This window comes from Burkholderia sp. Ac-20349 (genome assembly GCF_017104865.1).
In the GTDB taxonomy this organism is placed as follows: domain Bacteria; phylum Pseudomonadota; class Gammaproteobacteria; order Burkholderiales; family Burkholderiaceae; genus Burkholderia; species Burkholderia aenigmatica.
This window is the reverse complement of record NZ_JAAGPM010000002.1, coordinates 108312-135232: the sequence shown is the minus strand read 5'-3', so window position 1 is coordinate 135232 and position 26921 is coordinate 108312. Positions and strand designations below refer to the sequence as shown.

The following is a 26921-nucleotide window of genomic DNA, read 5'->3' as shown; positions in this document are numbered from 1 at the left end:
TCGACGCCGCCGCATTACTGCGTGATCTTCGCGTCCTTCAGCAAGTTGCCGATCATCTGCGCACTCGCCTTCTCCACGGCGGCCGCCTGCAATTGCTGCTGAAGCCCCGGCTTCGCGGTCGCGAAGCCCGGCACCTGCGTCGGCCGCTTCGCATCCAGCTTCACGATCGCCCGCACGCCATCGACCGGAATCGAATCGTTCGTCGCGGCGCCGACCTTCAGTTTCTCGAGCGCCTGCGCGACCGGCAGCGGCAAGCCGGACGTCTTGCCTTCCGTCGCCGGCGTGTTGAAGCTCACCCACGGCAGCTCGCCGCCGGTATCGCGGCTCGGCGCCATGCTGTACTGGCGCGCCAGCCCGTCGAACGACTTGCCCGCCTTCAGTTCGCTCAGCACCGTCGCGGCCGTCATCGGATCCTGGACGACGATCAGGCGCGGCTTGTATTCGTTCTTGCCGAGCGCGGCCACGAGCTCGTCGTAGCGCGCCTTGACCTGCTCGTCGGTCACCGGCTCGGGCTTCACGTTGTCGCGCAGGTAAAGCTGCACTTCGGCATTCACTTTCGCCTGCTGCACCGCCGCCTTGACCTCGGGCTTGTCGGCATAGTTCGCCTTCTCGGCCGCCTGCTGAATCAGCACGCGCGTGATCAGCTGATTCTTGATCGCCTGGCGGATCTGCGGCGAGTCGGGTTGCCCGGACGCGCGCAGCAACGTATCGACGTCCGCCTGCATGATCGGCGTGCCGTTGACCGTCGCAACGGTCGCCGTGGTCGCCGCCGTCTCTGCGTGAGCGGTACCGCTCAGCGCGCCAGCCAGCGCAGCGATCAGCAACAGGCGGTTCGGTGTGGTTTTCATCTTCATCGTTTCGTCACTTCGGCTCAAAAAACGCGGCATGGGGCGGCCGCGCACATGCTCCGGCGCGGCAAAGCGCCGGTGCAACCATCCAGTCGATTCGGTTCATCGTCATGGGCACGCGCAGTGCCTGCCGGTGCCGCTGTCATTGTGCCCGGAAGCGATTTTTCGCGTCGTGTGGTTGGGGACAGCCGCCCGGCGGGCGGTGAAGCGCGCATTGCGCACGCCGGTCATTACGAACGCGAGATGTGGAAATTCTGTGGAAACGCGATGGAAATCCCGCGAAATCGCGGTGAATCACATCATGGCTGCGCGAGCCCGGCCGCCGACCGAGGTCGAGGCGGCCGCGCGCGCCTCATCGAAGTCAGGGCGTCCACCGGTACACGGTGATGCTGTTCCCTTTCACGTTGTTCTTCATCACCACGTACTCGCCGTTCGATCGGCGGTATGCGCGGATGCTGTACATCGCATCGATCGCGCTGCTGGTATCGACGGTTGCCGGGCTCGCGTTGACCAGCGTGGTGTCGAGATTGCCGGTGGTGAGGTTGAACGCGTCGACGTTCGGCCACAGCGGCCCGCTGCTGCTGAACCAGTAGCCGACGAACAGATGGTTGCCCACCGCGTCGATCGATTTCGCGCCGCTGTGCGGCAGCGTGATCACCGGGTCGGGCTTCGTCGTATTGCCCGCGCTCCAGCCGTGATACACCTCGATGCGCGTGCCGATCGACGTCCAGTCGTTGCTCCCGATGGCGCCCTGCGCGAGCACCATCGTGTCGCTGTCCGCGAGATAGACGATGCGCGTGAGCGGCTGGATGCTGTCGGGCACGCGAGTCGCGACGCCCGGCCCCCACGACGGCTTGCCGCTCGCGTCGAAGCCGGTCAGCGGATAGTGGGTAATCGTGCCGGTCTTGTCGAGGCCGGCCCACACGCCGCCCTTGCTGTCGATGCTGAAGCCGCTCGTCACACGCCGCGTCGTGTTGAACGCGGGGCCCGGAATCGAGCCGTCCGGGATCGCGATGTAGCCGTTCGCCGCGTTGAAGTGGAAGAAGTAGAAAATCGGTGGGTTCTGGCCGGCCGCGACGAGGATCCGGTTCGCGCCGACCGACGTGAGCAGCCCGAAATGCTCGTCGCGCTGCGTGTCGCTCATGTTGATGCGCGGATCGGACGGATACGTGAACGGATCGACCGTGTTCGCAACGAACGTGCCGCCCGCGCTGCCGCCGTACACGTGCGTGGCGCCGTAGAACAGTGCACCGTCGGTGACCGGGTCCGGCGCGGCGACCCCTTCGAAGTTCAGCGACTGCAGCGTCCACCGCAGGCTGCCGGTGCTGCTGTACGCATGAATGTCGGTCGCGCCGTTGCGGCCGAGATCCCAGCTGCCGCCCCACGGATTGTTGAGCACATAGAGATTGCCGCCGGTGTCCTTGCCGATCCCGACGATGCGCGTGAAGCGCTGCGCACCGACCTGCCCCTTGATGCCCGTGGTCGTGTCGAGATAGCCGCCGCGCACGCCGAACGTGCCGGCCAGCGCGGGCCGGCCCGCCACCGTATAGCGCTTGATGTTCTGGTCGGGGCCTTCGTCGCCCACCAGCAGCTGCCCGGCCGCCGCATCGAAAACCAGCGCCGACGGCTGTGATCCGGCCGGCATCCGGATCGTGTTCAGCAGCGCGCCGGTCGGGCTGAAGCCGACGATCGAGCCGGCGCTCTTCTGCGCGACCCACACGTTGCCCGCCGCGTCCACCGCGAGCGCGCCCGGCGCCGATACGCCGATGTCCCGCTGCCACACGCCGTCGGTGGTGAACACGCGCACGCGATTGCCGTAGAAGTCGCTCGCATAGAGCAGCGAGCCGGCCGTCGCGAGCCCGGTGACGACGTCGATGCGCGGCTGGTTGGTCGCCGCGCTGACCTGGATGACGCGGTCGCGATACTTCGTCGCGCGGTTGTAGCGCCCCACCGCGCCGCTGCCGTAGGTCTTGCCGGGCTGCAGCGCGACGAACAGCGAGGTCGCGTTGCCCGTGATCGCGCTGCCCTGGAACTCCGAGTGCGTGCCGATCGAGCCGGCGCTCTTGCCGTTCTGGTAGATCGCGACACCGCCTTCATCCTCGTCCCACATCGACGCCGTATAGATCACGCCTTCCGGCGCGACCCACATCGCGCGCGCGACGTTGCCGACGTGGGCCGCAAGCGTGCCGTACGTGTTCGCCAGCCAGTCGGTGGTGTTGCGTGCGTGAACGGAAGGGGTAATCGCGGCGATCGCTGCGGCGAGAAGCGCAGCCTGAAACCGTTGTCTGGCGACCATGACGGATGCTCTCCTGAATGGTGCGAACCTTCACCTGAAAGGCCGGCCGGATGGCTTGAAAACCGCGATGCGTAAATTCTTCCCCTGAATCATCCGGCGCAGTCGGTATTACGTGCAGCATGCGTTCGATAATGCGCAGCGCGAGAATAGCGTTATATAAATCGAAAAAAATTGCGGATTGCACGCGCGGTTGCGCTTTTCACCGGTTCGGCTTCGATTGCATTGCCGGTCGCGCCCATCCACGCTGACGGCGCGTGCGCCGGCGCGACAGTGAATGGTCACTTACACGTCGAATCGGGAGGGGAAAAATCAGGCTCGTGCCTGCGGGAATATCGCCGCGCGTTCAACGACGATCGATTGAAACGGCGAATGCCGGTTTCAGGGAATCGGGCAAAACCACCGCATTCAAGGCGAAATCACGGCACCAAACAAAATCGCCGGCCTGAATCCGTATCGAATCCAGGCCGGCGATCATCCATGCTCAAAGGGCAGGCAACGCGCCACTATCGCTGCGCTGCCGCACTGCCGTGCATCATGCCGATGCCGAGGTTTCCGGCACCTTCACCTTCATGGCGCGTCCGTTGCCCGAATCGTCATCGTCGCGCGGATCGTCGAGCTGCCCTTCCCACTTCGCGACCACGGCCGCCGCGATCGAGTTGCCGACCGCGTTGGTGGCCGAGCGCCCCATGTCGAGGAACATGTCGACGCCCATGATCAGCAGCAACCCGGCTTCCGGCATGTTGAACTGGTTGAGCGTCGCCGCGATCACGACCAGCGACGCGCGCGGCACGCCCGCCATCCCCTTCGACGTGACCATCAGCATCAGCAGCATCGTGATCTGCGTGCCCAGCGGCAAATGGATGCCGTACACCTGCGAGATGAACAGCACCGCGAACGTGCAGTACATCATCGAGCCGTCGAGGTTGAACGAATAGCCGATCGGCAGCACGAAGCTCGAGATCTTGCGGTTCACGCCGAAGCGGTCGAGCGCGTCCAGCAGCTTCGGATAGGCGGCCTCCGAGCTCGCCGTCGCGAACGACAGCAGGAACGGCTCGCGAATCAGCCGGATCAGCGTGAATGCCCGCTTGCCGAGGAAAATCACGCCGGCGAGCGTCAGCACGCCCCACAGCAGCGCCAGTGCCAGATAGAAGCTCGCCATGAACTTCGCGAACGTGAGCAGGATGCCGAGCCCCTGGGTCGTGATCGTCGACGCCAGCGCCGCGAACACCGCGACCGGCGCGAACCACATCACGGCGCCCGTCACCTTCAGCATCACCTGCGCGAGATCGTCGATCACGCCGGTCAGGCGCTTGCCCGATTCGCCGAGCGCGGACAGCGCGGTCCCGAAGAAGATCGAGAAGACGACGATCTGCAGGATTTCGTTGTTCGCCATCGCTTCCGCGATCGACTTCGGCACCAGGTGGACCACGAAGTCCTTCAGCGTGAACGCGCCCGTCTTCAGGCCGAGGGACGCATCGGACGCCGGCAGCGGCAGGCTCAGATGGCTGCCCGGTTGCAGGATCGTTGCGGTCAGCAGGCCGAGCAGCAACGACGTGAACGATGCGATGAAGAACCAGCCGAACGCCTTGACGCCGACGCGGCCCACCGCGCTGCCGTCGCCCATCTGCGCAATGCCGACGGTCAGTGTCGCGAATACCAGCGGCGCGATGATCATCTTGATCAGGCGCAGGAACACGTCGGACAGCAACGACACGTAGCCGGCGACCTCCTTCGCCATGTTCGGGTCGGGAAACGCGCTATGACAGGCGTAACCCACTGCGATACCAAGAATCATCGCGACAACGATGTACTTGGTGATGTTGTGCTTCTTCTTCATTAGTAATCCAAATCACAAAGCTTATGTTGCTAACGGCTGGCACATCTTTCGCGCCCGGCTACGAATCGAAACCCACGTCTCTCTGGGTGCGACAAGTCCGCCGTTGGCGGTCGCCATGGCGGACAAGGGGGGGCATTCTAACGCAAATGGCCCCCCGGCTTTCAAATCTGAAAGTCAGTCAGGTTGATCTGCGTCCGGATGTCGTCGAAAAGGCGGGTTTTGTCGCGATCCAGCCCGCTTCCTGCGCGACCTGGAGGGTAATCGCGCCCTATCGTCGTTCGCGCCAGGGCCGCCACGGGTCACGCGTCGCCGGACTTCCCCCGCCTCCCCGGCGGCGTCGCACCACGTGACGACACCGCAAGCGATCGCGACACATCCTCACAAAGATGCGCAGACCTTGACACTACGGCACGTAATGCTTCTGTAATATTTGGAAACGATTCGCATTGCCGCCACGCCCGGGCGTCGATGCGCCCGCCCGCATCGGCAACACGGAACCGGGTTCGAGTCATGGCTTTCAACGGGTTGAGGCATTCATTTTATAAGCAGTCCTGCTCAATGAATGAGCGAGGAAAGGCGGCATCGTGATGAACATTCTGTACACCAACTTCCACGGCGACTACGGCGGCGGCCAGGACACCTACGTCCGCGATCTCGCTGCCGCGATGAGCCGGCATCATCGCGTGACCGTCGCGTCGCCGGAAGGCAGCCGCCTGTCGCGACTGTTGAAGGACAGTCCCGACGTGGCCATCTTCGACATGGAATTCAAGCCGCGCTGGAACCGGTTGTGCCAGGAAATCGTCCGGCTGCGCCAGCGGATCGTCGCCGAGCGCTTCGACGTCATCCATGTCAATGGGGCCGCCGATCACCGGCAGGTGATGCTCGCGCTGCTCGGCTGCCGGTATCGGCCCGCGGTGGTGCTCACCAAGCACAACACCTATCGCGCCGACAGCTTCGGCAACGTGCTGCGCGCCCGGCTGGCCACCGACCACACCATCGCGGTCAGCGATTACGTGGCGGGCATGCTGGCGCTCCAGTCGCCGTATGGAAACGTCACGGTCGTCAAGCACGGCGTGCGCCGGCAGGCCGCCGAACGGCTGGCCGGTGACGAAATTCGCCGCCGCAAGATCGCACTCTTCGGGCCGTCCGCCGCGGACGCGATCGTGCTGGGCAGCAGCGCCGGCACCGCGCCGGAAAAAGGCTGGATGGACCTGATCGCGGCGCTGGGCCGCTTGCCCGAACACGAGCGCGAGCGGTTTCGCGTGCTGCTGGTCGGCTCGGAGCCGTCCGGCGAGCAACGCGAACAGGTCGCGCACCACCGCATGGCCGCGCGCACCGCTTTCACCGGCCGCGTCGACGACGTACGGACGCCGTTCTCGATCGTCGACGTGTCGTTCGTGCTGTCGTACTACGAGAGCCTGTCGTACGCGTGCCGCGAAGCGATGGCGCTCGGCTGCCCCGCGATCGTCACGCGGGTGGGGGGACTGCCCGAGAACGTCGAACCGGGCGTGGACGGCTGGGTGGTTCCGCCGCGCGAGCCCGAGGCAATCGAGGCAATCCTGCGCGCGATCGTGCGCGAACCCGGGTGCGTGCGCGCGATGGGACGCAGCGCGCGGCTGAAGGGCAAGCGCGAGTTCTCGTTCGAACGATTCGTCGACGCGACGCTGTCCGTTTATCAGAAATCGATTCGACACAACCCCTATCGTCGAGCAACATCCTTGAGGTCGGTTTAATGGCAATGAACATCTGGAAGAAATACTGGGACCTGCGCACGCGGGAGTGCCCGTGCGACGTGCACTTCATCGAATGGCTGGAATCCGTTCGCCTCAACGGCATCCGCATCTATCACTTCGGCACCGGCGGCCACCATCATGTCGGCCTCGAATGCGCGCGGCCGCATCTGAACAACACCGTCTTCGGCGTCACGGCGTCGCCGAAGGAATACAAGTCGTACGTCGATCTCGTCACGCGGCTACCGGAGGTCAGCAAGACCTATCTGGCCTATTTCGGCGACATCTATACGAGCAATTCCGACCTGCTGCCGGCGTTCGACGTCGTCACGCTGTTCCATCTGTGCGAATTCCGCAACGAGAAGAACAGCCTCTACGGTGCGAAGACCGACGCCGACGTGCTCAACCTGTTCGCACGCCATACCGCACGCGAAGGTCACCTGCTGTTCTACAAGGGCTCGTCGGCGTACCGGCAGGCCGAGCCGATCATCGAGCAATGGGCGGCGAATGCCGATTTCGTCGAAGTCGGCGACTTCAAGACCCTGCGGATTTTCCGCAAAGCCGCCTAATTCCCCGACCTCGCGAGCCGCTCATGCTGCTGTCCGCCCCGCGCTACCCGATCCTGATGTATCACCAGATCCGCACGCTGCCGCCGCCGCCCGACCGGCTGCGCAGCCTGAGCGTCGCGCCCGACGCGTTCCGCCGCCAGATGACGCTGTTCAGGCGGCTCGGCTATCGCGGCCTGAGCGTGCGCGAACTGCAGCCGTATCTGCGCGGCGAGCGCAGCGGGAAGGTCTTCGGCATTTCGTTCGACGACGGCTTTCTCAACGTTCTGACGCATGCGATGCCCGTGCTGGACGAGCTCGGCTTCACCGCGACCTGCTACTTCGTCGCCGGCCGGTTCGGCGGCGAGAACGACTGGGATGCGGGCGCCGATACCGCATGCTCGCCGCTCATGACGTGCGCGGACATGCTCGCCTGGCGCGATCGCGGCCATGAAATCGGTTCGCATACGCTCGATCACGTCGCGCTGTCGCACGTGCCAGCGCACGTGTCGGCGGTGCAAATCGCCGAATCGAAGCGGCGGCTCGAAGCGTTGAGCGGCCAGCCGGTCGAATCGTTCTGCTATCCGTACGGCGATCTGGACCCGCGCGTGCGCGACCAGGTCGCCGCCGCGGGTTACCACCACGCGACGACGACCCGGCGCGGCTGCGCCGATGCGCACGACGACCGGTTCCTGTTGCCGCGGATTCCGGTCGCGGGCGGTGTCGGTGCGCTGCGGCTGTGGTTCAAGTGCGCCAAGGCACGGGTACGGCGGCGCAGGTCGCTCACGTGACATCGACCGTCGCCCTGGCTATGCCGGCCGCTGCCGGCAGAATGCGAGCAGACCGGCCAGCGCGATTCCCATAAAAAGGATCCATCCCGGCGCGAGCGCCGTCCAGCCTGCGGCGATGCTGCCGATGAAGTTGCCGAGCAACCCGCCGATCGCCCACGAAATCGCCGACGCACCGAAATAGCTGCCGGCATTGCCGTCCGTCGTCAGGTCGGCGAGCGCAATGTTCGACGCGGGAAGAATCAGGCTTTCGCCAAACGTGAAGACGATCGCAATGACGATCAGGATCACGAGCGACGCATCCGCGCCCCGATCGCGAGCGAACAGCAGTGCCGCCATCGCAAAGCAGCCGCACAACGCGGCATGCCCGATCACCATCATCGCGCGCCAGTTCGTGCGCTGAAACCAGCCCATGCCGAGCCACGCGGTGGCGATTCCGATCAGCGCATTCGTGATGTAGAACGGTCTCACGCCGTTATAGCCATGTGCGCCATGCGAGAAGGTCAACGGAATGAATACGTAAATCTGCGTATACACGGTCCAGAACGGGACAAGCGCCCAGCAGAGCCGGCGAAACCGCCTGTCGCCAAACGCGACCAGCACACCGCGCAGCGGGTGCGCCGCGACTGCGTTGCGCCTGCTTCGCCCCGCGATCCACGGTGCAATCAGCGCGAGCGCGGTGAACACCGCGCCGCTCACCAGAAACGGCAGTGCCCCGTTCGTGTTCGGCACGACGAACAGCAACGCCGGGCCGATCAACGCGCCGAGATTGAGCGCCAGATTGTTCAGCGCGAACACCTTGGGACGCACGGCGCCATCGAGCGAGCCGAAGATCGAATACGCGGTCGTTTCGTAAAGCGCGGCCCCCAGCCCGGACAGGCATGCCCACGGCAGCAGGCCCGGCAACGACAGCGCATACGCGAATCCGACGAACCCCGCCGCGCGGCAAAGCAGGCCGAGCGTGGTCAGCACGCGACTGCTGAAGCGATCCGTCGACGCCCCCAGAACGAGCGGCAGCAGCCGGCTCGCCAGCAGATTCACCGTCAGCACGCTGGCGACGCTACTCGCATCCAGATGACGCTCCATGTCCAGGAACGCGGCAAGCAGCGGCAGCGATCCAAACACCGACAGGTTCACCAGGAACTGGAAGATCAGCAGGACGCGCGTCGACGTCGACACGCCTTCCGCGATTCCGGTGAGCCACGCGGCCGGCTTGTTGGACTTCTGGCGAAACGAGTCGACTCTGTCGCCGGACACCCGGCGATCGCAATCTTCCATCCTGTTCTCCGCTGACGTTCGATGCCGGCCAGACGGAGCATGAAAAAAGCCCCGTCCGTTTCCGGCGGGGCTTGGGGTGGGTTCGACACACTGGACTACGACGCGCAACCTCCTCCCGGCCCGCCATTGGCGGTCGTGGTGGTAGTCGTGGTCGTGACGAAAAGTGCGTTCATGGAGAAGAATTTAGTCAACCTGCTGTCGGGCGTCAATACGTCGACTGCGTGATCTGCCAGACAGGAAGTCCGTCGAAGCCACCGAAAACGCGCCGGTCTTCCCAAGTTCGCGCACGCACCCTTCGGCCATGCGCTCACCGCCGGAACGCCCTGCGCATCTGCGCGCCGGCCACGTCGAACACCTGGCGGGCTGCCGGCGTCACGCCAGCCATATGGATGCACGCATGGATCATCCCCGGCAGCACGACGCAATCGACCGGCACGCCGGCCTCCCGCAATCGCTCGGCATACATCAGCGCGTCGTCGCGTACCGGGTCGTACTCGCACGCCAGCAACGTGGCCGGTGGCAAACCCTCGAGCGACGCCGCCCGCAGCGGCGACACGCTGGGTGAGCTGCCGTCGTCCGCATCGGCCAGGTACAGGTCGAAGCAATACCGCATGATCTCTTGCGTCAGGTAGTAGCCCTGCCCGCAAGTCCGATAGGACGTCGTGCTCATCGACGCATCCAGCGGCGGGTACAGCAACAGCTGATGCGCGATCGACGGGCCGCCCCGCTCCCGTGCGACCAGGCAGGCAGCCGCCGCCAGGTTTCCTCCGGCACTGTCGCCGCCGACGGCGATGCGCGTCGGGTCCAGCCCCAGGCCGGCCGCCTCGCCGACTACCCAGTCCAGCGCATCGCAGAAATCCTCCAGCGGGACCGGAAACCGGTGCTCCGGCGCAAGCCGGTAATCGACCGACAGCACGACGCATTGCGTCGCGTTGACCAGCGCGCGGCACCGACATCAAGGCGCTGGCCGATTTCTATGCGACGCAGCTGCACGGCATTTCCGTGCAATCCCGCGACGGGGTATCGAAAGAGCGCCTGCTCGCCTCCATCGGGCCGGCGATGATGCCGCTCGCGATGGCGGTGCGCGACCACGCGTGACGCTGCCCGACACGCCGCCCCGGCCGGTCATTTCGCGCTGGCGCGCCCTCGCCGCGGTTTCGGTTCGGCTTCGGTCGGCTCGGGTGCCGCGCATCCGGACGTGGCGTGCCTCAGTTTGAGCGCGATGTCGAGTTGCGCGATCCAGCCCGGATCGTCGAGCGACGCGCCCAGCACGGTTTCGATGCGCTCCAGCCGATGGATCAACGTATTGGGATGAATGTTCAGGCGTTCGGCCGTCACCCTGCGCCGCTGCCCGCTCTCGAAATAGGCGGCGAGCGTCGCGATCAGATCCGCCTCGCCCGACAACTGCTCGATCAACGACACCAGGTAGCGCAGCACGTTGGGCGTGCCGCGCACGCTTTCCTCGATCGCCATCGACGAATATCGGTGGATCCTGCGGGACTGCCCGTCGCGCGGCGCGAAGTCGACGGCCTTCAACGCCTCGGTGACCGACGCAGCCCAGCCGTCCGCGCCATGATTCATCAGGCCGATCCCGATGTTGCGCATGCGTGGTTCCGCACCGACGAGGCGCGCCGCCCGCTCGGCCACGATCTGGTCGCAGCGGCTGAGCGTATCGCCGCGCGTGCACGGCACCCAGATCACCAGCCGTTCGCGATGCCACGCATGCACGAGCGCCTCCCGCGCCACGTCCAGATGCCGTGCCGCAATCAGGACGAGCCGTTCGAGTTCGTCGTACCGGACAACCGGCGGAAGATCCCGGAGATCGGCGTCGATCGCGAGTGCGACGCGCGGTGACGTGGCATCCAGTCCGAGTGCGGCGGCCAGCTCCGCAAACATCGCAGCATCGCCGGACGCATGGAAGATCACGTCGCGGAACTGATGCAGCAGCGATTCACGCCACCAGGCTTGCTGGTGCTGCTCGGCCAGATAGGCTTGCGCGGTGATCTGCGCCTGCTCGTCGAAGAAGTCGAACAGATACGGCGACACGTCGAACAGCAATTCCTCGGCGAGTGCCGGGTCGGCCCGGCCGAGCTCGGCGCTCACCCGCCAGATCTCGCGCGCGCCAAGCTGATACGCACGCAGGATCGACTGCAGCGGCACATTCTGGTGCACGCGGCGCCGCGCCGATTCCTGCAACGCGTCGATGACCTCCGCCGAACAGGGCTTCCCCGTCAGTAACGACCGGAGGCAGAGATCCGTCTGCAGCGACATCGTTTCGAAGATGTCGTTTCGGACGGTCGGCGCGAGGTCCCGGTAGCCCTCGAGCTTCATCAGGATTGCATACGCGCTCTCGACGATCACGGCGCGGTCGTCCGCGAGCTCGGCAAGCTTGTCGCGCAGGCGCGAGCTGAGGGTGGGAACGATGACTGGCATGGTCGGCTTGGGTCGCAATGGAATGGACAGGCACAGCGCGGTGCTGTGCCCGCGTAGGCGAAAGTATCGCGGATTTGCTTGGCGGCGGCATGGCTGCGACCGGTCGCGTTGTGAATATCGACAATCGCATTGTCGGATTTTCCAATTTTCCCGCCGGCCCCGCACGCTTACCATCGAAACCGCACCTTGCCCAGCGCGCACGGTGGTGGATATCGACCGGATGCGCGTGTCGCGTCGAATGCAGGGTGATGCCGAGTATGTTCGAGAACTTTTTGTCCTTCAGCCGAGGTGGCACACCGTGCCACGTCGACAGCTTCCGGTTGCTGCTGGACATCCGTGTCTCGATCGAGCGCATGCTCGACCAGCGCATGCTGACGACACTCGGGATCTCCTTCTCGCAGGGCAGCGTGCTGGTCCAGCTCGCGGGCGGCGAAACCGTCTCGCAACAGGATCTCGCGAAGGCGCTCGGCTGCGGTACGAGCCGGATCTCGCGACTGGTGCACGATCTGCCCAACCGCGAATGGGTCGTATGCCGTCCGGGCAGCGACGATCGCCGCACGCGCAACCTGTCGCTGACGCCCGCCGGCCTCGCGCTCGCCCGGCAGATCCCGTCGGTCCTCGCCCAGGCCGGGCAGGCCGTGCTCGGCCGCTTGTCCGTCGAGGAACGTCGCGTTCTCGGCGCCTCGCTGGCCCGCATGCTCGACGAAGTGCGGAAGCCTCGCCGTTGACCCTCGCCGGCCTCGATGCGGCCCGTTCATGCCGCCATCGGGACGCCGCGCATTACCGATAGAACCGAAACGAATCACGTCACGTGTCCCAACCTGCCTTGATTGTTTGCCATACCTGCGATGCCGTGCTGAACAAGCCGCGCCTCGCGGGCAAAGCAACCGCGCGCTGCCCGCGCTGCAACGAACGGCTCTACCGCGGCCATGCCGCGCAGCTCGACCGGCTCTGCGCGCTCACGCTCGCGGCACTGATTGCGTTCGCGATCGCCCAATGTTTCCCGATCCTCGACATGAACGTCAGCGGCATGCATGTGCAGACCACGCTGACCGGTGCGCTCGAAGCGCTGTGGCGCCAGGACATGCGGATCGTCGCGGTCATGGTGTTCTGTTCCGCCCTGCTGTTTCCGCTGGTCGAGCTGACCGCGCTGCTCTACCTGCTGGCCCCGCTTCGCGCCGGCCGGATCCCGCCGGCCTTCGACACCGTGTTGCGGGCGATCCAGCTCGTCCGCCCGTGGGGCATGATCGAGGTGTTCATGCTCGGCATTCTCGTCACGATCGTGAAGATGGTGAGCCTCGCACAAGTCGTCCCCGAGGCGGCGCTGTTCGCGTTCGCGACGCTCACACTGCTGCTTGCCGTGGCCGCCGCGTTCGATCCCCGCGCGCTGTGGGACGTGGCCGATGCGCTGCGCGAGCGGGCGGCGGGCGGTCCGGCACGTCGCGCGACCGCACGATGAACATCGTCACAGCTACCCGGGCGGGTGTGACGGGCTGCCACGCGTGCGGCCGCGTACAGCGGCACGCGCAGCCGGGCGCCGGGCACCCGCATGCCACCCCGGCCCGCTGCACGCGCTGCGGCACGGCGCTGCACGCGCGCATCCCGAATGGCCTCGCACGCACGTGGGCGCTGCTGATCGCCGCCGCGATCCTCTATATCCCGGCCAACCTGCTGCCGATGATGCACACGACGTCGATCGTCGGTTCGCAGGACGACACGATCATGAGCGGCGTCGTCTATTTCTGGGCGTCGGGCGAATGGCCGCTCGCCGTCGTCGTGTTCGTCGCGAGCATCCTCGTGCCGATGCTCAAGCTCGGCGTGCTCTTCATCCTCGCTTTCACCGCACAGCGCCGCTCCGCGTGGCGACCGATGCAACGCACCCGGCTCTACCGGATAGTCGAACGGATCGGCCGCTGGTCGATGCTCGACATCTTCGTCGTGACGCTCACCGCCGCACTCGTCCATTTCCGCTCGCTGGCGACGATCACGGCTGGCCCCGGCGCACTCGCGTTCGGTTCGGTCGTGATCCTCACGATGCTCGCGTCGATGCAGTTCGATCCCCGCCTGATCTGGGATCCAGTCGAAACTTCTGGGAAACACCATGACTAGTCCGCAAGGCCCGCAACACGATTCGAATGCGGAACGCCCCGGGAACGGCCACCCGTTCCCGTCCGTCCCCGATCCCGTCATCGCGACACGCGCCGGATGGCTGCCGTCGCTCGTCTGGCTGGTGCCGCTCGTCGCCGCGCTGATCGGTATCGGGCTGGTCGTCAAGTCGGTGCTCGAGCGCGGGCCCGAGATCACGATCAGCTTTCGCAACGCCGATGGCCTCGAACCCGGCAAGACGCGGGTGAAATACAAGGATGTCGAAATCGGCACCGTCAAGACGATCAAGCTTGCCAAGGACTTGTCGCACGTGCTGGTCGACGTCCAGCTCACCAAGGACGCCGACACCTTCGCCGTGAAGGATTCGCGGTTCTGGGTCGTGCGGCCGCGGGTCGGTGCAAGCGGCGTGTCGGGCCTCGGCACGCTGCTGTCCGGCGCGTACATCGGCGTCGACGCCGGGCGCTCGAAGATCGACGCCACCACGTTCATCGGACTCGAGACGCCGCCCGCCGTCACCGGCGACCAGCGCGGCACGCAATACACGTTGCGCGGCGATTCGCTCGGCTCCCTCGATATCGGCTCGCCCGTCTACTACCGGCGCGTGCAGGTCGGGCAAGTCGTCGGATTCTCGCTCGACCCGCTCGGCACGGGCGTCACGTTCACCGTGTTCGTCAACGCGCCGTACGACCAGTATGTCCATGCGAACTCGCGCTGGTGGCAGGCGAGCGGCGTCGATCTGCGGCTCGATTCGAGCGGCCTCAAGCTCAACACGCAATCGCTCGCGACCGTGATTCTCGGCGGTATCGCGTTCCAGGCACCGGTCGACCAGCCGGCCGGCGCCGTTGCCACGCACGATACGGTCTTCGCACTCGGCGCGGACGAAACGCAGGCGATGCGCGATCCGGACGGCGAACGCGTGCCGGTCGTGATGAACTTCAACCAGTCGCTGCGCGGGCTCAGCGTCGGCGCGCCAGTCGACTTCCGCGGCATCGTGCTCGGCGAGGTCACGAATATCGGCATCGACTACGATCCGAAAGCCAAGGGCTTCACGATGCCGGTGACGATGAACATCTACCCCGAGCGCCTCGGCAAGCGCTTCCGCGATACGATCCGCAGCAAGGGCGAACCCGCGCGCCGCGAAATTCTTCAGCGACTCGTCGAACACGGCCTGCGCGGCCAGTTGCGCACGGGCAACCTGCTGACGAGCCAGTTGTACGTCGCGCTCGACTTCTTCCCGACCGCCTCGGCCGTGAAACTCGATGTCAATCAGGAGACGATCGAGTTGCCGACCGTGCCGAACACGCTCGACGAGCTGCAAGTGCAGGTCGCCGACATCGCGAAGAAACTCGACAAGGTGCCGTTCGACCAGATCGGCAACAACCTGAACAGCACGCTCGCGAACGCCAACAAGCTGTTCCAGCAGCTCGACACGCAGGTCGCGCCGGAAGCGCGCGATACGCTGTCGGCCGCGAAGCGGACGTTCACGACCGCCGAAGCCACGCTGCAGCAGGACTCCCCGTTGCAATCGGACGTACGCGGCGCGCTGAAGGAACTGACGCAAACGCTCCGTTCGCTGAACATGCTCGCCGACTATCTCGAACGCCATCCCGAATCGCTGCTGCAAGGCAAGCCTGGAGACAAGCAATGAACGCACGCACGTCACGCCTCGGCCAGCTTCTCGCACGGGCCGGCGCAACCCTTGCCGTGGCCGCGACGCTCGCCGGCTGCGCGTCGCCGCCGGCGCGCTTCTACACGCTCGCCGCCGACGGATCGGCCGCCACGCCCACTGTGCCCAACCCGTCGGCCGATCCGGCGTTCCTGATCCAGGTGCCCGCCGTCGGCGTCCCCGAGCAGGTTGCGAAGAATCAGTTCGTCGTACAGAAAAGCATCGGCCAAGTTGCCGTGCTCGAGCAGGAACGCTGGGCGTCGGCGCCGGCCGACGAGATTCGCAGTGCGCTTTCGTCGGCGCTGACGCATCAGCTCGATACGATCGACGTCGCCCATTCGGCCTACCCGCCCGGCGTACCGGTATACCGCGTCAGCGTGGACGTACAGCGGTTCGAATCGTGGCCGGGCCAGCGCGCCGTGCTCGATGCCGTCTGGAGTGTGCGCTCGCTCTCCAGCCAGCGCGTCACGACCTGCCACACCCACGCGGCCGTACCGGTGAGCGCGGGCTACGACGCGCTCGTGACCGGGCACCGCCAGGCGATCGGTCAGCTTGCGACCGAGATTGCCGGCACGGTACGCGCGATGGCGACCGTGCAGCGCATCGCCAAAAACGTCGATACGGTGTCGCCGGCCATGCACTGCCCTTCCGTGCCGGAACATTCGTGACGCCCGCCGGCACCGCGCCAGTGCTGGAGTGGTGCCGGCAAACGGCGGGGGGCCGCGTGTGCGTAGCCCTGGACGAACGCCAGGCCGCGTGTCGCGACTCGATTCGTTGAAGAGATTGGCTGATCGACTGGCGGCTGATCGATAGAAGCAGTCGCGGACAGAAGCGGTCGCGGTCGGGGAACGATGCAGGTAGGCAACAGGCGTCCATCGGATGCCATCGGGCGCATGCCACGCATGCGCGCCTTCCGACAGCGACGATACGCGCCGCTTTCACTCCATCGCGGGATGACGATGACGATGACGCGTCACGCATCACGCTCGCCAAGTATCCGCTGGAGCAACCGTGCGAGGAACATCCGCTCCTCCGCCGTCAACGGCCCCAGGGCGACGGCCTCTGCTGCGGCGATGACGGCCGGGACACGCTCCGCGATTGCCTTACCTGCCGGCGTGAGCGTCAGCACCAGTGCCCGGCGATCCCGGACATCCCGGCATCGCACGATCAGCGCGCGACGTTCGAGATCCTGCGCTAGACGTGTGAGGCGGCTGGTCCCGTAGCCGAGCACGCTCGCGAGCCGCTGGCACGACATCGCGCCGCCGCAAGCGAGCTGAACCAGCGCACGCCCTTGCGAGAACCGGATACCGAGCGCCGCCAGCATGGTCTGGTCCAGCACGCGCTTGATCGCGAGCTGCGCGCCCAGCATCGTGCGAAATCCGTCTGCCTCGCGCGATGCGTCACCCAGGCCGGAGCATGCGAGCGGGTCGGGCACGTGCTGCATTACCGCGGGTTCAGAACGACAGGTGCGTCTGACCGGTAGCCGCCGCCGAGCGCCTTCGTCAACGCGATGTCCTGGCCGATTCGCCGGCCGTCGATCTCGAGCAGCGCAATCCGTTCCTGAATGACGGCCTGCGTCGCCTCGACCGCGGTCAACTGGCTCGCCAGCCCGCGCTGGTAGTGGGCCTCGGCGCTGTCCTGGGTGAACGTCACCGCGCGGATCTTCCCGGTTTGCAGGGCCGCCTCGGCGTCGAGATCCTGCAGCCGGCTGCCGCTCGTGGCCACGTCGCGCACGGCGTTCAGCACCGCCTGGTTGTACTGCAGGATCAGCAGGTTGCTCGCGGTGCGGGCGTTGCCGAGGTTCGCGTTGAGCCGCCCCCCGTCGAAGATCGGCAGGGTCAGGCCGGGCACCAGGTTGATCTGCTGGCTGGCATGCGTGAACAGGTCGGCCAGATGCAACGCATTGACGCCGAAGAATGCCTTGATGTCGAAGCTCGGATAGAACGCGGCCTTGGCTGCGTCGATCTTGTCGAACGACGCTTCGACGTACCAGCGCAGCGCCTGCAGATCCGGACGGCGCGCCAGCAGTTCGTACGACAGCGTCGCAGGCAACGCGGACGGCGGCGCCGGCAACGGCACGGGCCGGATCTCCGCGAGATCGTCCGGTCCCGCGCCGATCAGCGCGCGCAGGGCTTCGCGCTGTTGCGTGATGCGCCCCCGGGCGGCCACGATCTGCCGTGCCGTCGCCAGCTGCTGCGCACGGGCAACCTCGGTCTGCGTCTGCGGCTCGAGCCCCCGCGCCGCTCGCGCGGCGTGCGCATTCAGCGAAAACGTCGCGACGTCCTGCAACTGCTCCAGCAGCTCGATGAGGCGATAGGTGGTCTGGATGCCGTAGTAAAGCTGCACCACGTCCGCGGAGAGCTCCAGTTCGACGGCCGAAGTCTCGACCACCCGCGCGTTGTGCACGCCCAGCGCAGCCGCCACCTGCGCGCGCTCCTTGCCCCAGATATCGATATCGAGGCTCGCGCCGAGACCGACGATGCCTTCCGTGTACCACGGCCCGGTTGCGCCAATGAGCGGTTCATTGCCTGAATAGGCGCCCAGGAAGCCGTTGCCCGACACGCGCTCGCGGTCCACCGAGGCCAGCGCCCCCACCTGCAGGCCGGTGCCCGATTTCACGAGGTCGACGTCGGCCTTGGCCTGCGACACGCGCGTCCGCGCGATCGCCATCGTCGGAGAATCGGCCAGCGCACGCCCGACCAGCGCGTCCAGTTGCGGATCGCCGTAGCGTGTCCACCAGCGCGCCGACGGCCAGCCGTCCTTCGCCAGATGGATGTCGTCGGCCACGCGGATGCGTTCGGCGTCGAGCGCCGCCGCCGGCTTCACGTCATGACGAATCAACGCACAGGCGGACAGGCCGCACAGCAACACCGCGACGGAGATACGGCGCAACGATGAACGGAAAGGGCGAATCAACGAATCAGTCATGCTTGCGAAGCTCGAGAAGTCAATACTGGACCGGCGGGTTCCGGCGCCCATGCGGGCAGGCCCGAGATCTGGCTGGCCAGGCTGTCGGCCCGAGTCATCAGCCGGTCATACGCGGCCCGCAGCGCATCGGTCGGTCGGGCCGCAAGATCCGCCGCGCAGCATTCGGCCAGCGTATCGAGCGACGCGCGCGGCGGCGCGCCCACCGTCAGCGGATGCGCGGCCAGCGCGTCCGCATAGTCGTCGAGGAGCGCGGCCAGCTCGTGCTGAAAGGCGGTTGCCGCAGTCGCGGTGCGCGTCGGCCACGACGCACGTCGCTCCGCGCCGAACGCATCGACCGCGAGCAGGATTTCCCGGGCCCGGGCCAACAGCGCCTGCATGCGCAAGGTCAGGCCTTCGTGCTCGCCGTCCGCCATCTGCCATCCCGGCTCGAGCGCGACGCGCGCCGACATCGCCTCGCTGTCGCCCAACTCGCTCCAGAGCGCGACGGGCACCGGCTGCACCGGCTCCGCACGGAGATGCTCGCCGATCCGGCGCACCAGCCGCGCGGCGCGCTGGCGCAACGCTTCGCCTTCCGCCTCGGGCCACAGGCACGCATGGACGACCGTCGACACGACGACACCGAGCAGGATCCCGATCATCCGGTCGCGGATTTCGGTGAGGTCGGTGGTCGGGCCGAATTTCTCCAGCAAGGCCAGCGCGAACGTAAACACGATCTGCGTGCCGGCATAGCTGATGCGTTCCGACCCGGCGGACACCCACGCGCCCAGCGCAACCACCGGCAACGTCATCATCAACAGGCCGACGATGTCGTCGAGATGCGGCACGACCCACACGACCATCGCGAGCGCCAGTGCGCTGCCGACCGCCGCGCCGCCGATCCGGAGCGCCGCGCGCTGGGTCGTGGCGCCGAGGCTCGGCTGCGCAACGATCAGGCAGCTCAGCATCATCGTATGAATGCCCGGCCAATCGGTCGCGACATAGAAGACGTAGCTGAGCAGCGCGGCCATCAGCGTCTTCAACGCGAACTGCACGTAGGCGGGATTGGTCAACGCGTCCGGAACCAGCAGGCGCGCCTTCTCGGCCGGGGACGGGGTGGCCGGCGGTGCGGCGGATCGATCCGCGAACGCCAGCAACGCGTCGCGCATGTCCGCCAGCGCGCCGGGCAAGCCGTCCGTCGGCAAGTCGACCAGCGACGGCGGCGCGACGAATCGCGTGCCCGTTTCGATCGCGTCGCCGAGACCACGGCATGCGTCGCGCAGTGCGCGTATCGCGTCTGCCGCCGTGCCGGCCGCAGTGTCCGGCAGATGGCCGGCCGCCGCGTACAGGCGGGACACCGTCGCCACCCGCGCGAGGTGCAGCGCCTGATTCGCGCGATACGACGCATCCCGCATCGTCGCAAAGCGCAGCAGTTTCTGGAGCGTCAGCGCACCGGCCTGGATCTCGCGCGCGCCCGGCCCGCCAGCCGCCGATGCGCGATGGTCGAGCCGTGCCAGCGCCGCATCGATCGCAGTCAGCTGGCCGCGCATGGCCGCTTCGAGCTGACGCACCGGCTCCGCGGGCAGGAACAGCGTATTGATCGCGAGCGTCACCGCGATCGCGTAGTTGACCGCGACCCACACCCACAACGTGGTACGCACCAGCAGTTCGGCCTGGTCGGTTCGATCGACGAACGTCTGCACGTAAATGACGACGATCGCGACGATGAAGAACACGACCCCGATCTTCGCCACCCGCATCATGTAGACGCTGAACAGGAACAGCGCGCTCGCGAGCAGAATCCGCAGCAACGGATAGTCGTAGGTGAACTTGAGCACGAGGATCGCGCTGCCGACCGCCACGGTCGAGCCGATCACGAACAGCACGCCGATCAGCCGCGTCACCACCACGTTCGCCTGCGTCACGTAGAACACGACGATCAGCGACAGCGCCAGGAGCGGCACCTGCAACGCCATCGACGCGACGATGACGAGCGCGCTTGCGAGCACGCAGCGCAGTGTCACGTTCAAGCGCCCCGGGTACGGCCGGATTTCGCCGCCGATGAAGCGGGCGAAGCGCTGCAGGCGGCTTGCGGCGGGATGCCCGGCGCTCATGTCACGCTCACCGTGCCGCATCGCGCACGGCGGCACCCGGCCGCAGCGTGGCCACCGCCGAGGTGCCGATCCGGAACGTCTCCGGGTCCGGGTTCCGCACCGCGATCTTCACCGGGAAACGCTGCGAGACGTGTACCCAGTTGATGCTGCGCGCCACGCGCGGCAACCCCTCCAGCACTACGCCGCCGTCGTCGGGCAATACCCCGTAGCTGATCGAATCGATCGTGCCGTCGAAGTGCCTGCCCGTGTCGCTCATCAGGTAGACGGTGGCCGGCATGCCCGCGCGCACGTCTTTCAGGTCGGTCTCGCGGAAATTGGCGATCACGTACCAGTGACGCGTATCGATCAGCGTGAAGACCGGCTTGAGCGCGGACGCGAACTGGCCGACCGTCGTGCGCAACGCAGCCACCCGGCCGTCGAACGGTGCGCGCACTTCGGTGAACTCGAGGTTCAGCTCCGCGAGGGCGATCTGCGCGTCGACTTCCGCGCGCTGCGCCACCAGCGCATCCACGCCGCTCACCGCCGCGGCCGCCTGCTGGGCCTGCAGCATCGCCGCGTTCAGCTCCGCCTGCGCCGCCCGTTGCGCGGTGCGTGCCCGATCGACGTCTTCCGCCGACGTATAGCCGTGCGCGAGCAGCGGCTCCACGCGATGCAGCGTATCCGTCGCCTGGTTGGCCTGCGCGCGCGACCGCTCGACCGCCGCCTTCACGGAATCGGCGTTGTACTGCTGTGCATTGACCGAGCGCTGCGTCAGCGCAATCTGCCGGTCGAGCGTGACCCGCCGGGCACGTGCCTGATCCAGCGCGTCCTGGTAGGGCCGCGGATCGATCCGGAACAGCAGGTCGCCACGCTTGACCGGCTGGTTGTCGCGTACCGGCATCTCGACGATCTTGCCGTTCACTTCCGGCACGACGTTGATCGTGTCGGCGTAGACATAGGCGTCGTCGGTCGTCGGCGCATGCTCGAGACGCCACAGGACGACGCCGAGCAACACCAGCGCGGCCACCACGATGAGCCAGGTAACGATGGACTTTTTGCGCGATGCGCCGGAAGCGTCGGACATAACGGTACGCGTGATCAGTGAGGAAAGAAGAGCAGCCAGAACGCCATCGCGAACACCGCGGCCAGTGCGGGGTAGCCGATCGCCACCGGCGCGAGCAGATCGCGCTTGCCGCACTTGCCCAGCACGACGTGGACAACCACGGTGCCCAGCACACCGCCGACGATGCAGAACAGCCAATCCGGAAAAGACGCGCCGAATACGGCAACCGACGGCGCGGGCGCGCATCCTTCGAGCAACAGGCTTGCCGCAATCGAAACGATGGTCAGGGCGGTGGACGAACGCATCTGCAAGGTACTCACGACAACGGGCAGGGACGGCATGACGGGATGCCGGCGAATGGATTCATGGATTGAACGAACAGGGCGCGAGAACGCGCGGGCGGGTTGCCGCGACAGCCGGACGCGGGTTCCGCCGCGTGGCGGAACACCTGTCGGGCCGGGATCCGGCACCGCGCGGCCCGATCTCCGATGTTAGAGGGCGGGGCGCGGCCGGAGAATCGTGAAATCGCACAACGAAACTGTGAAAATTTCCAATGCCGATCCGCGTCGGCCTGTGCCGTGCCGCCGGTCGAGCCCGGCGAAAACGCCGCCGGGGTGCGTCCTCGGCACCCCGACGGCGCGCGCGCCGGCCTAGAACGTATGACGAAGGCCGACCACCGTACCGACGGTCGTACCGGCGCCCTCGTGCAGCGCGCCGTTGATCGCGAGCCCGGTATTCATCAGGCCGTGGTTGTGAACCACGCCGACCTGCCCGTAAACCGTCGTCGCTTTCGACAGGAAGTACCGCAGCCCGATCGCGGTCAGCACCGAGTGGTTGCCGGTATCGTTGCCGTCGCTCGTCACCCATGCGCCCGCATCGGCTTCGACGGCAGGCGTGATGGTGTAGCTTGCGCCGGCGCCGTACACGCGGCTGTCGAACCCGCCGCTCACCTTGTAAAGCGCATAAGAACCCTTGACGGTCAGGCTGCCGAAACTGTATGCCGCGCCGATGGTGCGGCCGGTAAACGGAACCGTGCTGGGAATCGGCGTCCCCGCCGTGCCGCCCGCGTTGCCGTTGTAGAGCGCCGCCGTGACGAGGAACCCGCCTCGCTGATACTTGAGGCTCGCCGAATACTGCCGCCCCGCCTGGAAATCGCCCGCCTTCCCGCCCAGTCCGAACATCGCGCTGCCCTGGAAGCCGGCGATGTCCGGGCTCGTGTACGACACGGCGTTCTGGTTGAACAGCCCCGTCACCAGCACGCTGTCGACATAGATGACGGCGCCGCTGCCGAAATAGGCCACGTCGCGCGGATCGGTGCCGATCAGCGACAGCACGAACGGCGAGTATTGCAGGCCGGCCTTGACCGACCCGAAGCCGCCGCTCAACCCGATCCAGGCCTGACGGCCGAACATGTTGCCGTTCGAATTGCCGAACCCGCCGCTCGGGATGTCGATGCCGCTCTCGAGGACGAACGTGGCCTTCATCCCGCCGCCCAGATCCTCCACGCCCCGCAAGCCGAATCGCGATGCCGACGCGGCACCGTCGACCATCGCGAACTTGTGACCGTCGTTCGCGCCGGTCGCCGGATTCAGCGACTTGTTCGTGTAGAGCACGGCGGCATCGAGCACGCCGTAGAGCGTGACGCTGCTTTGCGCATGCGCCATGCCGGACGTCGCGCCCAGCGACGCAGCAATGGCCAGGCCAAGCGTTCCCTGACGCCATGTCGATTTCATGTCTATCCTCCAACCCAAGATCGTTATTTTCAATGTCGCGTCACGGCTGGATGCCGATCGGCGCTTTCGCTACACGTCACAACAGGTCCGTCACGGCCGGTTCTTGCGCCGCGCGGAGTCTTCCCGATCCGGACGCGTCACGTCCGGCAGAAACAGAACACGCATCGATGCGATCGACGACGCACCTGGCCGTCATCGACGGCATTGCATGTCGAACGGCAGGCAATCGCCGCGGGCCATTCGGCATTCGCTACCGAGGCGATCGAGCCGTCACCGCCCACGCCGACCCGCGCGGGCCAACGTTGCGGCAGCGGCCACGGCAGGCCGATCCGGCCCGATGCCGCACGCGGCTGATGGAGGGAAAGGCGGGCGCAATCGCGCGACGGACGGCCACGCGCACGACGGCGCACGTACGTCAGGAGGCGAACCGCGTCGGGCCCGCAGAGGGGATCGGCAGCAAGCAGGTACAGGTCGATGACGTCTGACCGATCGACGATGCGGTAGGCACAAAGGACTCCTTGACATACTTCCGGTAGGGATCGATTCGACGAAGCACGTTTGTCGCGACGTCATGCGAAACGATGATGACCGTATCGCAGCGCCGGATCGACGTGGACTGAATGCAAGACTAAAAGCAGGCCGGGGGGATGTGCCCCCCTCCAAAGGGGAGGCCGGAGTCTGACGACGGGGGGGGCGCGATGCGACTCCCCCCCTACCGTGGGAAAACCCTCATCGCAGTGGTGGCGACTATCATTAACATGATGTGGTGCATTCCGGACTATCCCCCATGAACTTGCCGTCCGAATCCGATGAGCCTCTCTGGAATCTCTCGCTGATACAGACAAAAATGGCGCCGCCGCGCCCGCCCCGGTTCCGTGTCGCGCGGCGGACGCTGTCGAAGAAACTGGCCGCGGCGGCCGAGCACGCGGTCACCCTCGTGATCGCGCCGGCAGGGTTCGGCAAGACCACGACGTTGTCCGAATGGTGCGAAGTACTGCGCACCCGGCATCAGCTCGTCGCGTGGCTGAGCCTCGACCAGGAGGACGACAATCCCGACCAGCTCGGCGCCTACCTCGTGGCTGCGTTGAACCACGGCACGGGCGGCATCGGTCAGCAGGCCGAAAAGCTGCTGCGCAACGATCCGATGACGCCCGGCAAGACCGTGATCTCCGTGCTGCTCAACGAGATCGCCGCGTGCGGCAAGCAGGTCTTTCTGATCCTCGACGACTTCGACCGGCTCACGTCTTCCCCGGTATGTGCGGTGGTGTCGCGCCTGTTGCGCTACGCGCCGGCCAATTTCCACGTGCTGCTCGGCGCGCGCGGCGAGCCGAGGCTGGCGCTTGCCCAGCTCCGGACCCACGGCCAGCTGCTGCGGATCGACGAATCGGACCTGCGCTTCTCCGCGGACGACGCGCAGGCGTTCTTCGCGCGTACCGGCACCGCGCCGCTCGACCGCGGCGCGGTCGAGATGCTGACCGACGCGACCGAAGGATGGATCACGGGCTTGCAGCTCGCGTCGTTGTCGCTGAAGGAAGAAGCGGACGCCACCAAGGTCGCGCGCGATCTCGCCGGCAATCGATTCGGCATCGACGCCTATCTCGACGACGCCGTCCTGTCGCACCTGCCGCGTCCCGTGTATCAGTTTCTGCTGCGGACATCGATCGTCGATCACCTGAGCCCCGGCCTCTGCGACGCCGTCATGGGCGCCGGCGCCCGCAGTTGGGAAAAACTCGACTGGCTCGAGCGTCACAACCTGTTCATCCGCGCGCTCGACGACGAGCGGCAATGGTTTCGTTATCACGCACTGCTATCCGACGCGCTGCGGCGGCGTGCCGCCCGGCAACTGGCCGATGAATTGCCGCGACTTCATCAGCGCGCCAGCCAGTGGTTCGCGGACGCGCGGCAATGGCCGGACGCCGTGCGCCACGCGCTTGCCGCCGGAGACGCGCTGCAGGCCGCGATCTGGGTCGAGAACTGCGCGGCGGCCTTGATGGATCGCAGCGACGTCAACACGTTGCTGAGCCTGATCGGCAAGCTGCCGCGTCAACTGGTGAAGTCGCGGCTGCGCTTGCGACTGGCAAACGCATGGGCGCTCGCGTTCCTGATGCGCATGCCGGAGGCCGGCGAGGTGCTGCGGCACGCGCAATCCGACTTTGCGCGCCATCATGACGATCGCACGCGAACGGAAGGCGAACCCGACACGGCGCTGCCGATCGAGATGATTGCCGTGGATGCGGCCATTTCCGGCTTCGACGACGACAGCTACCGGTCGCTCGAGCTGGGGCGCGAAGTCGTCCTCTCGTCGTTGCCTGCGTCCGCGTGGGTCAGGCGGCTCGGGGAAACGGCGCACATCTTCGGCCTGATCTACGACAGCCGCTTCGACGAAGTCGAGCGACTCAGGCAAGGCGCGGCCGCCGTCCCGGCCGACGATCACGACTTCATCTACGCCAACGTCTACCGCGAATGCATGTTCGGGCTGAACCTGCTGGTGAACGGCCGCCTGCCGGAAGCGATCACGCTGCTGGAATCGGCGATCGCGCATGCCGAGGCAAACGTGTTCCGCCATTCGGCGGCGGCGGCGGTTCCCGCGGGCTACCTGGCGGCACTCTGCTACGAGCAGAACGATTTGTCCCGCGCGCGGCAACTGATCAACGACCGCTCGGCCATCACGGCGGAAGCCTGCCCGCTCGGCTCCCTGTCGAGCTACTGCCGCACCGCGGCGCGGCTCCATGCGCGCAACGACGACATCGCATCCGCGCTGCTGTGCCTGCAACAGGCAAGCGAAATCGCCGCCTCCCGACACTGGCTGCGCATGCGCGCGTCGTGCGACGCGGAGATCGTCCGGCTGTGCCTGCAACAGGGCTGGGTCGATCGCGCCCGGGAAGCCGCCGACGCTCTGGACGCGCAGATGCCCGAGCAGATCCCGGCGCCGATGGGCAGTTTCATCGAGACGTGGGCAAGCTGGTGCGAGGTCAAGGCACGGCTCGATCTCGCGACAGGCCGGCCTGATCGGGCAGCCGAACGGCTGCGCGAGTTGAGGACCACGCTGTCCCGTGCCGGGATGACTTACCTGGAAGCGCGGATGTCGCTGTTGTACGCCGTGGCGCTCCAGCAGGAACACGCGCACGAAGCGGCGTTGGCCGCGCTGACGGACGCGCTGCGCTATGCGCAGCCGAACGGCATGATCGGCAGCTTCGTCGACGAAGGCGAACCGGTGCTGCGCCTGCTGACGACATTGAACCGCGAAACGTCCGAGCGCGGCGGCATTCAACCGGCCTTCGTCGATCGGCTGCTCGCCGCGTTCGACCCGCGTCGCACCCCGGCCGACGACGGCGACGCGCGCGACGCCCGAAACCTGCTCAGCACGCGTGAGATCGAGATCCTCAATCACATTGCCCGCGGCATGTCGAACAAGGAAATCGGACGTGCGCTGTGCGTCGCCCCCGAGACCATCAAGTGGCATCTGAAGAACATCTTCGAGAAGCTCAAGGTCGGCTCGCGCTTCGAGGCCGTCCAGAGCGCACTCGGCGTGACACCGACCGAGCGCGGCAAGGCCAGGGAAACCCATTCCTGAAACAAACGCAACGCATCGTATTCCTGA

At 66.5% G+C, this 26921-nt stretch carries 24 protein-coding genes; 11 read left to right on the top strand and 13 right to left on the bottom strand.

Annotated features, from left to right (window positions below; translation table 11 throughout):
- Window positions 1-14 precede the first annotated feature (14 nt).
- The 4 genes from G3N61_RS01510 to G3N61_RS01500 all read right to left on the bottom strand — a co-directional run bounded on the left by G3N61_RS01510 (window position 15) and on the right by G3N61_RS01500 (window position 4981).
- The gene (locus G3N61_RS01510; RefSeq protein ID WP_205821178.1) at window positions 15-854 is read right to left on the bottom strand and encodes a peptidylprolyl isomerase; all 840 of its coding nucleotides are present in this window, start codon (window positions 852-854) and stop codon (window positions 15-17) included.
- Window positions 855-1209: 355 nt separating this feature from the next.
- Complete coding sequence (locus tag G3N61_RS01505) at window positions 1210-3144, bottom strand: SMP-30/gluconolactonase/LRE family protein (RefSeq protein WP_205821176.1); 1935 nt, start codon at window positions 3142-3144, stop codon at window positions 1210-1212.
- A 343-nt stretch (window positions 3145-3487) separates the two neighbouring features.
- Complete coding sequence (locus tag G3N61_RS40025) at window positions 3488-3619, bottom strand: hypothetical protein (protein ID WP_277405079.1); 132 nt, start codon at window positions 3617-3619, stop codon at window positions 3488-3490.
- Between the two features lie 57 nt (window positions 3620-3676).
- The gene (locus G3N61_RS01500; RefSeq protein ID WP_205821174.1) at window positions 3677-4981 is read right to left on the bottom strand and encodes a dicarboxylate/amino acid:cation symporter; all 1305 of its coding nucleotides are present in this window, start codon (window positions 4979-4981) and stop codon (window positions 3677-3679) included.
- Between the two features lie 587 nt (window positions 4982-5568).
- Between G3N61_RS01500 and G3N61_RS01495 the strand changes: the two genes are divergently transcribed.
- From G3N61_RS01495 to G3N61_RS01485, 3 genes are read left to right on the top strand one after another with little or no spacing between them, the layout of a single operon-like run.
- Window positions 5569-6714: a glycosyltransferase family 4 protein gene (locus tag G3N61_RS01495; protein ID WP_205821218.1), complete on the top strand. Its 1146-nt coding sequence runs from the start codon at window positions 5569-5571 to the stop codon at window positions 6712-6714.
- On the top strand, window positions 6714-7280 hold the full coding sequence (locus G3N61_RS01490; protein ID WP_241017500.1) for a hypothetical protein: 567 nt from the start codon (window positions 6714-6716) through the stop codon (window positions 7278-7280). Before G3N61_RS01495 ends, G3N61_RS01490 begins: the two co-directional genes overlap by 1 nt.
- A 23-nt stretch (window positions 7281-7303) precedes the next feature.
- Window positions 7304-8047, top strand: coding sequence for a polysaccharide deacetylase family protein (locus G3N61_RS01485; RefSeq protein WP_205821172.1), 744 nt, complete (start codon window positions 7304-7306; stop codon window positions 8045-8047).
- Window positions 8048-8065: 18 nt separating this feature from the next.
- Here the strand turns inward: G3N61_RS01485 and G3N61_RS01480 are convergent, their stop codons facing one another.
- The gene (locus G3N61_RS01480; RefSeq protein ID WP_205821170.1) at window positions 8066-9322 is read right to left on the bottom strand and encodes an MFS transporter; all 1257 of its coding nucleotides are present in this window, start codon (window positions 9320-9322) and stop codon (window positions 8066-8068) included.
- 39 nt (window positions 9323-9361) lie between these two features.
- Between G3N61_RS01480 and G3N61_RS01475 the strand changes: the two genes are divergently transcribed.
- Window positions 9362-9547 carry a hypothetical protein gene (locus tag G3N61_RS01475; protein WP_155291993.1) on the top strand — a complete coding sequence of 62 codons (186 nt, stop codon included), beginning with the start codon at window positions 9362-9364 and terminating at the stop codon, window positions 9545-9547.
- A gap of 82 nt (window positions 9548-9629) precedes the next feature.
- On the opposite strand, the gene G3N61_RS01470 is transcribed toward G3N61_RS01475, so the two are convergent.
- Window positions 9630-10238 (bottom strand): alpha/beta hydrolase, encoded by a 609-nt coding sequence (locus G3N61_RS01470; protein WP_346778532.1) that lies wholly within the window; start codon window positions 10236-10238, stop codon window positions 9630-9632.
- A gap of 209 nt (window positions 10239-10447) precedes the next feature.
- Window positions 10448-11956, bottom strand: a complete 1509-nt coding sequence (locus tag G3N61_RS40180; protein ID WP_346778531.1) for a helix-turn-helix domain-containing protein — start codon at window positions 11954-11956, stop codon at window positions 10448-10450.
- A gap of 71 nt (window positions 11957-12027) precedes the next feature.
- Here G3N61_RS40180 and G3N61_RS01455 point away from each other — a divergent pair, with 71 nt between their 5' ends.
- The 5 genes from G3N61_RS01455 (at window position 12028) to G3N61_RS01435 (ending at window position 16195) form a co-directional block, all read left to right on the top strand.
- On the top strand, window positions 12028-12483 hold the full coding sequence (locus G3N61_RS01455) for a MarR family winged helix-turn-helix transcriptional regulator (protein ID WP_196249825.1): 456 nt from the start codon (window positions 12028-12030) through the stop codon (window positions 12481-12483).
- A gap of 83 nt (window positions 12484-12566) precedes the next feature.
- Window positions 12567-13214, top strand: a complete 648-nt coding sequence (locus G3N61_RS01450; protein WP_205821169.1) for a paraquat-inducible protein A — start codon at window positions 12567-12569, stop codon at window positions 13212-13214.
- On the top strand, window positions 13211-13864 hold the full coding sequence (locus tag G3N61_RS01445; RefSeq protein WP_205821168.1) for a paraquat-inducible protein A: 654 nt from the start codon (window positions 13211-13213) through the stop codon (window positions 13862-13864). The genes G3N61_RS01450 and G3N61_RS01445 overlap by 4 nt, the downstream gene beginning before the upstream one ends.
- Complete coding sequence (locus tag G3N61_RS01440; RefSeq protein ID WP_205821167.1) at window positions 13857-15509, top strand: MlaD family protein; 1653 nt, start codon at window positions 13857-13859, stop codon at window positions 15507-15509. The genes G3N61_RS01445 and G3N61_RS01440 overlap by 8 nt, the downstream gene beginning before the upstream one ends.
- Window positions 15506-16195: a PqiC family protein gene (locus G3N61_RS01435; RefSeq protein ID WP_205821166.1), complete on the top strand. Its 690-nt coding sequence runs from the start codon at window positions 15506-15508 to the stop codon at window positions 16193-16195. The genes G3N61_RS01440 and G3N61_RS01435 overlap by 4 nt, the downstream gene beginning before the upstream one ends.
- A 305-nt stretch (window positions 16196-16500) precedes the next feature.
- Here the strand turns inward: G3N61_RS01435 and G3N61_RS01430 are convergent, their stop codons facing one another.
- The 6 genes from G3N61_RS01430 to G3N61_RS01405 all read right to left on the bottom strand — a co-directional run bounded on the left by G3N61_RS01430 (window position 16501) and on the right by G3N61_RS01405 (window position 23320).
- Window positions 16501-16971 carry a MarR family winged helix-turn-helix transcriptional regulator gene (locus G3N61_RS01430; RefSeq protein WP_205821165.1) on the bottom strand — a complete coding sequence of 157 codons (471 nt, stop codon included), beginning with the start codon at window positions 16969-16971 and terminating at the stop codon, window positions 16501-16503.
- Window positions 16971-18455, bottom strand: coding sequence for an MdtP family multidrug efflux transporter outer membrane subunit (locus G3N61_RS01425; RefSeq protein WP_205821164.1), 1485 nt, complete (start codon window positions 18453-18455; stop codon window positions 16971-16973). Before G3N61_RS01425 ends, G3N61_RS01430 begins: the two co-directional genes overlap by 1 nt.
- On the bottom strand, window positions 18452-20545 hold the full coding sequence (locus G3N61_RS01420; RefSeq protein ID WP_205821163.1) for an FUSC family protein: 2094 nt from the start codon (window positions 20543-20545) through the stop codon (window positions 18452-18454). The genes G3N61_RS01425 and G3N61_RS01420 overlap by 4 nt, the downstream gene beginning before the upstream one ends.
- Window positions 20546-20552: 7 nt before the next feature.
- A complete protein-coding gene (gene mdtN / locus G3N61_RS01415; protein WP_089454021.1) occupies window positions 20553-21608 on the bottom strand; it encodes a multidrug transporter subunit MdtN in 1056 nt (351 codons plus the stop codon).
- A 14-nt stretch (window positions 21609-21622) separates the two neighbouring features.
- Window positions 21623-21928: a YtcA family lipoprotein gene (locus G3N61_RS01410; protein WP_241017499.1), complete on the bottom strand. Its 306-nt coding sequence runs from the start codon at window positions 21926-21928 to the stop codon at window positions 21623-21625.
- A gap of 309 nt (window positions 21929-22237) precedes the next feature.
- On the bottom strand, window positions 22238-23320 hold the full coding sequence (locus tag G3N61_RS01405; RefSeq protein ID WP_043186024.1) for a porin: 1083 nt from the start codon (window positions 23318-23320) through the stop codon (window positions 22238-22240).
- A 167-nt stretch (window positions 23321-23487) separates the two neighbouring features.
- Between G3N61_RS01405 and G3N61_RS01400 the strand changes: the two genes are divergently transcribed.
- Window positions 23488-23805 (top strand): hypothetical protein, encoded by a 318-nt coding sequence (locus G3N61_RS01400; RefSeq protein ID WP_205821162.1) that lies wholly within the window; start codon window positions 23488-23490, stop codon window positions 23803-23805.
- Window positions 23806-24167: 362 nt separating this feature from the next.
- Window positions 24168-26894 carry a LuxR C-terminal-related transcriptional regulator gene (locus tag G3N61_RS01395; RefSeq protein WP_205821161.1) on the top strand — a complete coding sequence of 909 codons (2727 nt, stop codon included), beginning with the start codon at window positions 24168-24170 and terminating at the stop codon, window positions 26892-26894.
- Window positions 26895-26921 lie beyond the last annotated feature (27 nt).

Excerpts from the sequence above, each read along its gene's own strand:
- G3N61_RS01410 (WP_241017499.1), bottom strand. The coding sequence starts at position 21,928 with ATGCCGTCCCTGCCCGTTGTCGTGAGTACCTTGCAGATGCGTTCGTCC.
- G3N61_RS01395 (WP_205821161.1), top strand. The coding sequence starts at position 24,168 with ATGGCGCCGCCGCGCCCGCCCCGGTTCCGTGTCGCGCGGCGGACGCTG.
- G3N61_RS01400 (WP_205821162.1), top strand. The coding sequence starts at position 23,488 with ATGCGATCGACGACGCACCTGGCCGTCATCGACGGCATTGCATGTCGA.
- G3N61_RS01430 (WP_205821165.1), bottom strand. The coding sequence starts at position 16,971 with ATGCAGCACGTGCCCGACCCGCTCGCATGCTCCGGCCTGGGTGACGCA.
- G3N61_RS01425 (WP_205821164.1), bottom strand. The coding sequence starts at position 18,455 with ATGACTGATTCGTTGATTCGCCCTTTCCGTTCATCGTTGCGCCGTATC.
- mdtN (WP_089454021.1), bottom strand. The coding sequence starts at position 21,608 with ATGTCCGACGCTTCCGGCGCATCGCGCAAAAAGTCCATCGTTACCTGG.
- G3N61_RS01420 (WP_205821163.1), bottom strand. The coding sequence starts at position 20,545 with ATGAGCGCCGGGCATCCCGCCGCAAGCCGCCTGCAGCGCTTCGCCCGC.
- G3N61_RS01445 (WP_205821168.1), top strand. The coding sequence starts at position 13,211 with ATGAACATCGTCACAGCTACCCGGGCGGGTGTGACGGGCTGCCACGCG.
- G3N61_RS01495 (WP_205821218.1), top strand. The coding sequence starts at position 5,569 with ATGAACATTCTGTACACCAACTTCCACGGCGACTACGGCGGCGGCCAG.
- G3N61_RS01405 (WP_043186024.1), bottom strand. The coding sequence starts at position 23,320 with ATGAAATCGACATGGCGTCAGGGAACGCTTGGCCTGGCCATTGCTGCG.
- G3N61_RS01505 (WP_205821176.1), bottom strand. The coding sequence starts at position 3,144 with ATGGTCGCCAGACAACGGTTTCAGGCTGCGCTTCTCGCCGCAGCGATC.
- G3N61_RS01490 (WP_241017500.1), top strand. The coding sequence starts at position 6,714 with ATGGCAATGAACATCTGGAAGAAATACTGGGACCTGCGCACGCGGGAG.
- G3N61_RS01480 (WP_205821170.1), bottom strand. The coding sequence starts at position 9,322 with ATGGAAGATTGCGATCGCCGGGTGTCCGGCGACAGAGTCGACTCGTTT.
- G3N61_RS01475 (WP_155291993.1), top strand. The coding sequence starts at position 9,362 with ATGAAAAAAGCCCCGTCCGTTTCCGGCGGGGCTTGGGGTGGGTTCGAC.
- G3N61_RS01435 (WP_205821166.1), top strand. The coding sequence starts at position 15,506 with ATGAACGCACGCACGTCACGCCTCGGCCAGCTTCTCGCACGGGCCGGC.
- G3N61_RS01510 (WP_205821178.1), bottom strand. The coding sequence starts at position 854 with ATGAAGATGAAAACCACACCGAACCGCCTGTTGCTGATCGCTGCGCTG.
- G3N61_RS40025 (WP_277405079.1), bottom strand. The coding sequence starts at position 3,619 with ATGATCGCCGGCCTGGATTCGATACGGATTCAGGCCGGCGATTTTGTT.
- G3N61_RS01440 (WP_205821167.1), top strand. The coding sequence starts at position 13,857 with ATGACTAGTCCGCAAGGCCCGCAACACGATTCGAATGCGGAACGCCCC.
- G3N61_RS01500 (WP_205821174.1), bottom strand. The coding sequence starts at position 4,981 with ATGAAGAAGAAGCACAACATCACCAAGTACATCGTTGTCGCGATGATT.
- G3N61_RS01485 (WP_205821172.1), top strand. The coding sequence starts at position 7,304 with ATGCTGCTGTCCGCCCCGCGCTACCCGATCCTGATGTATCACCAGATC.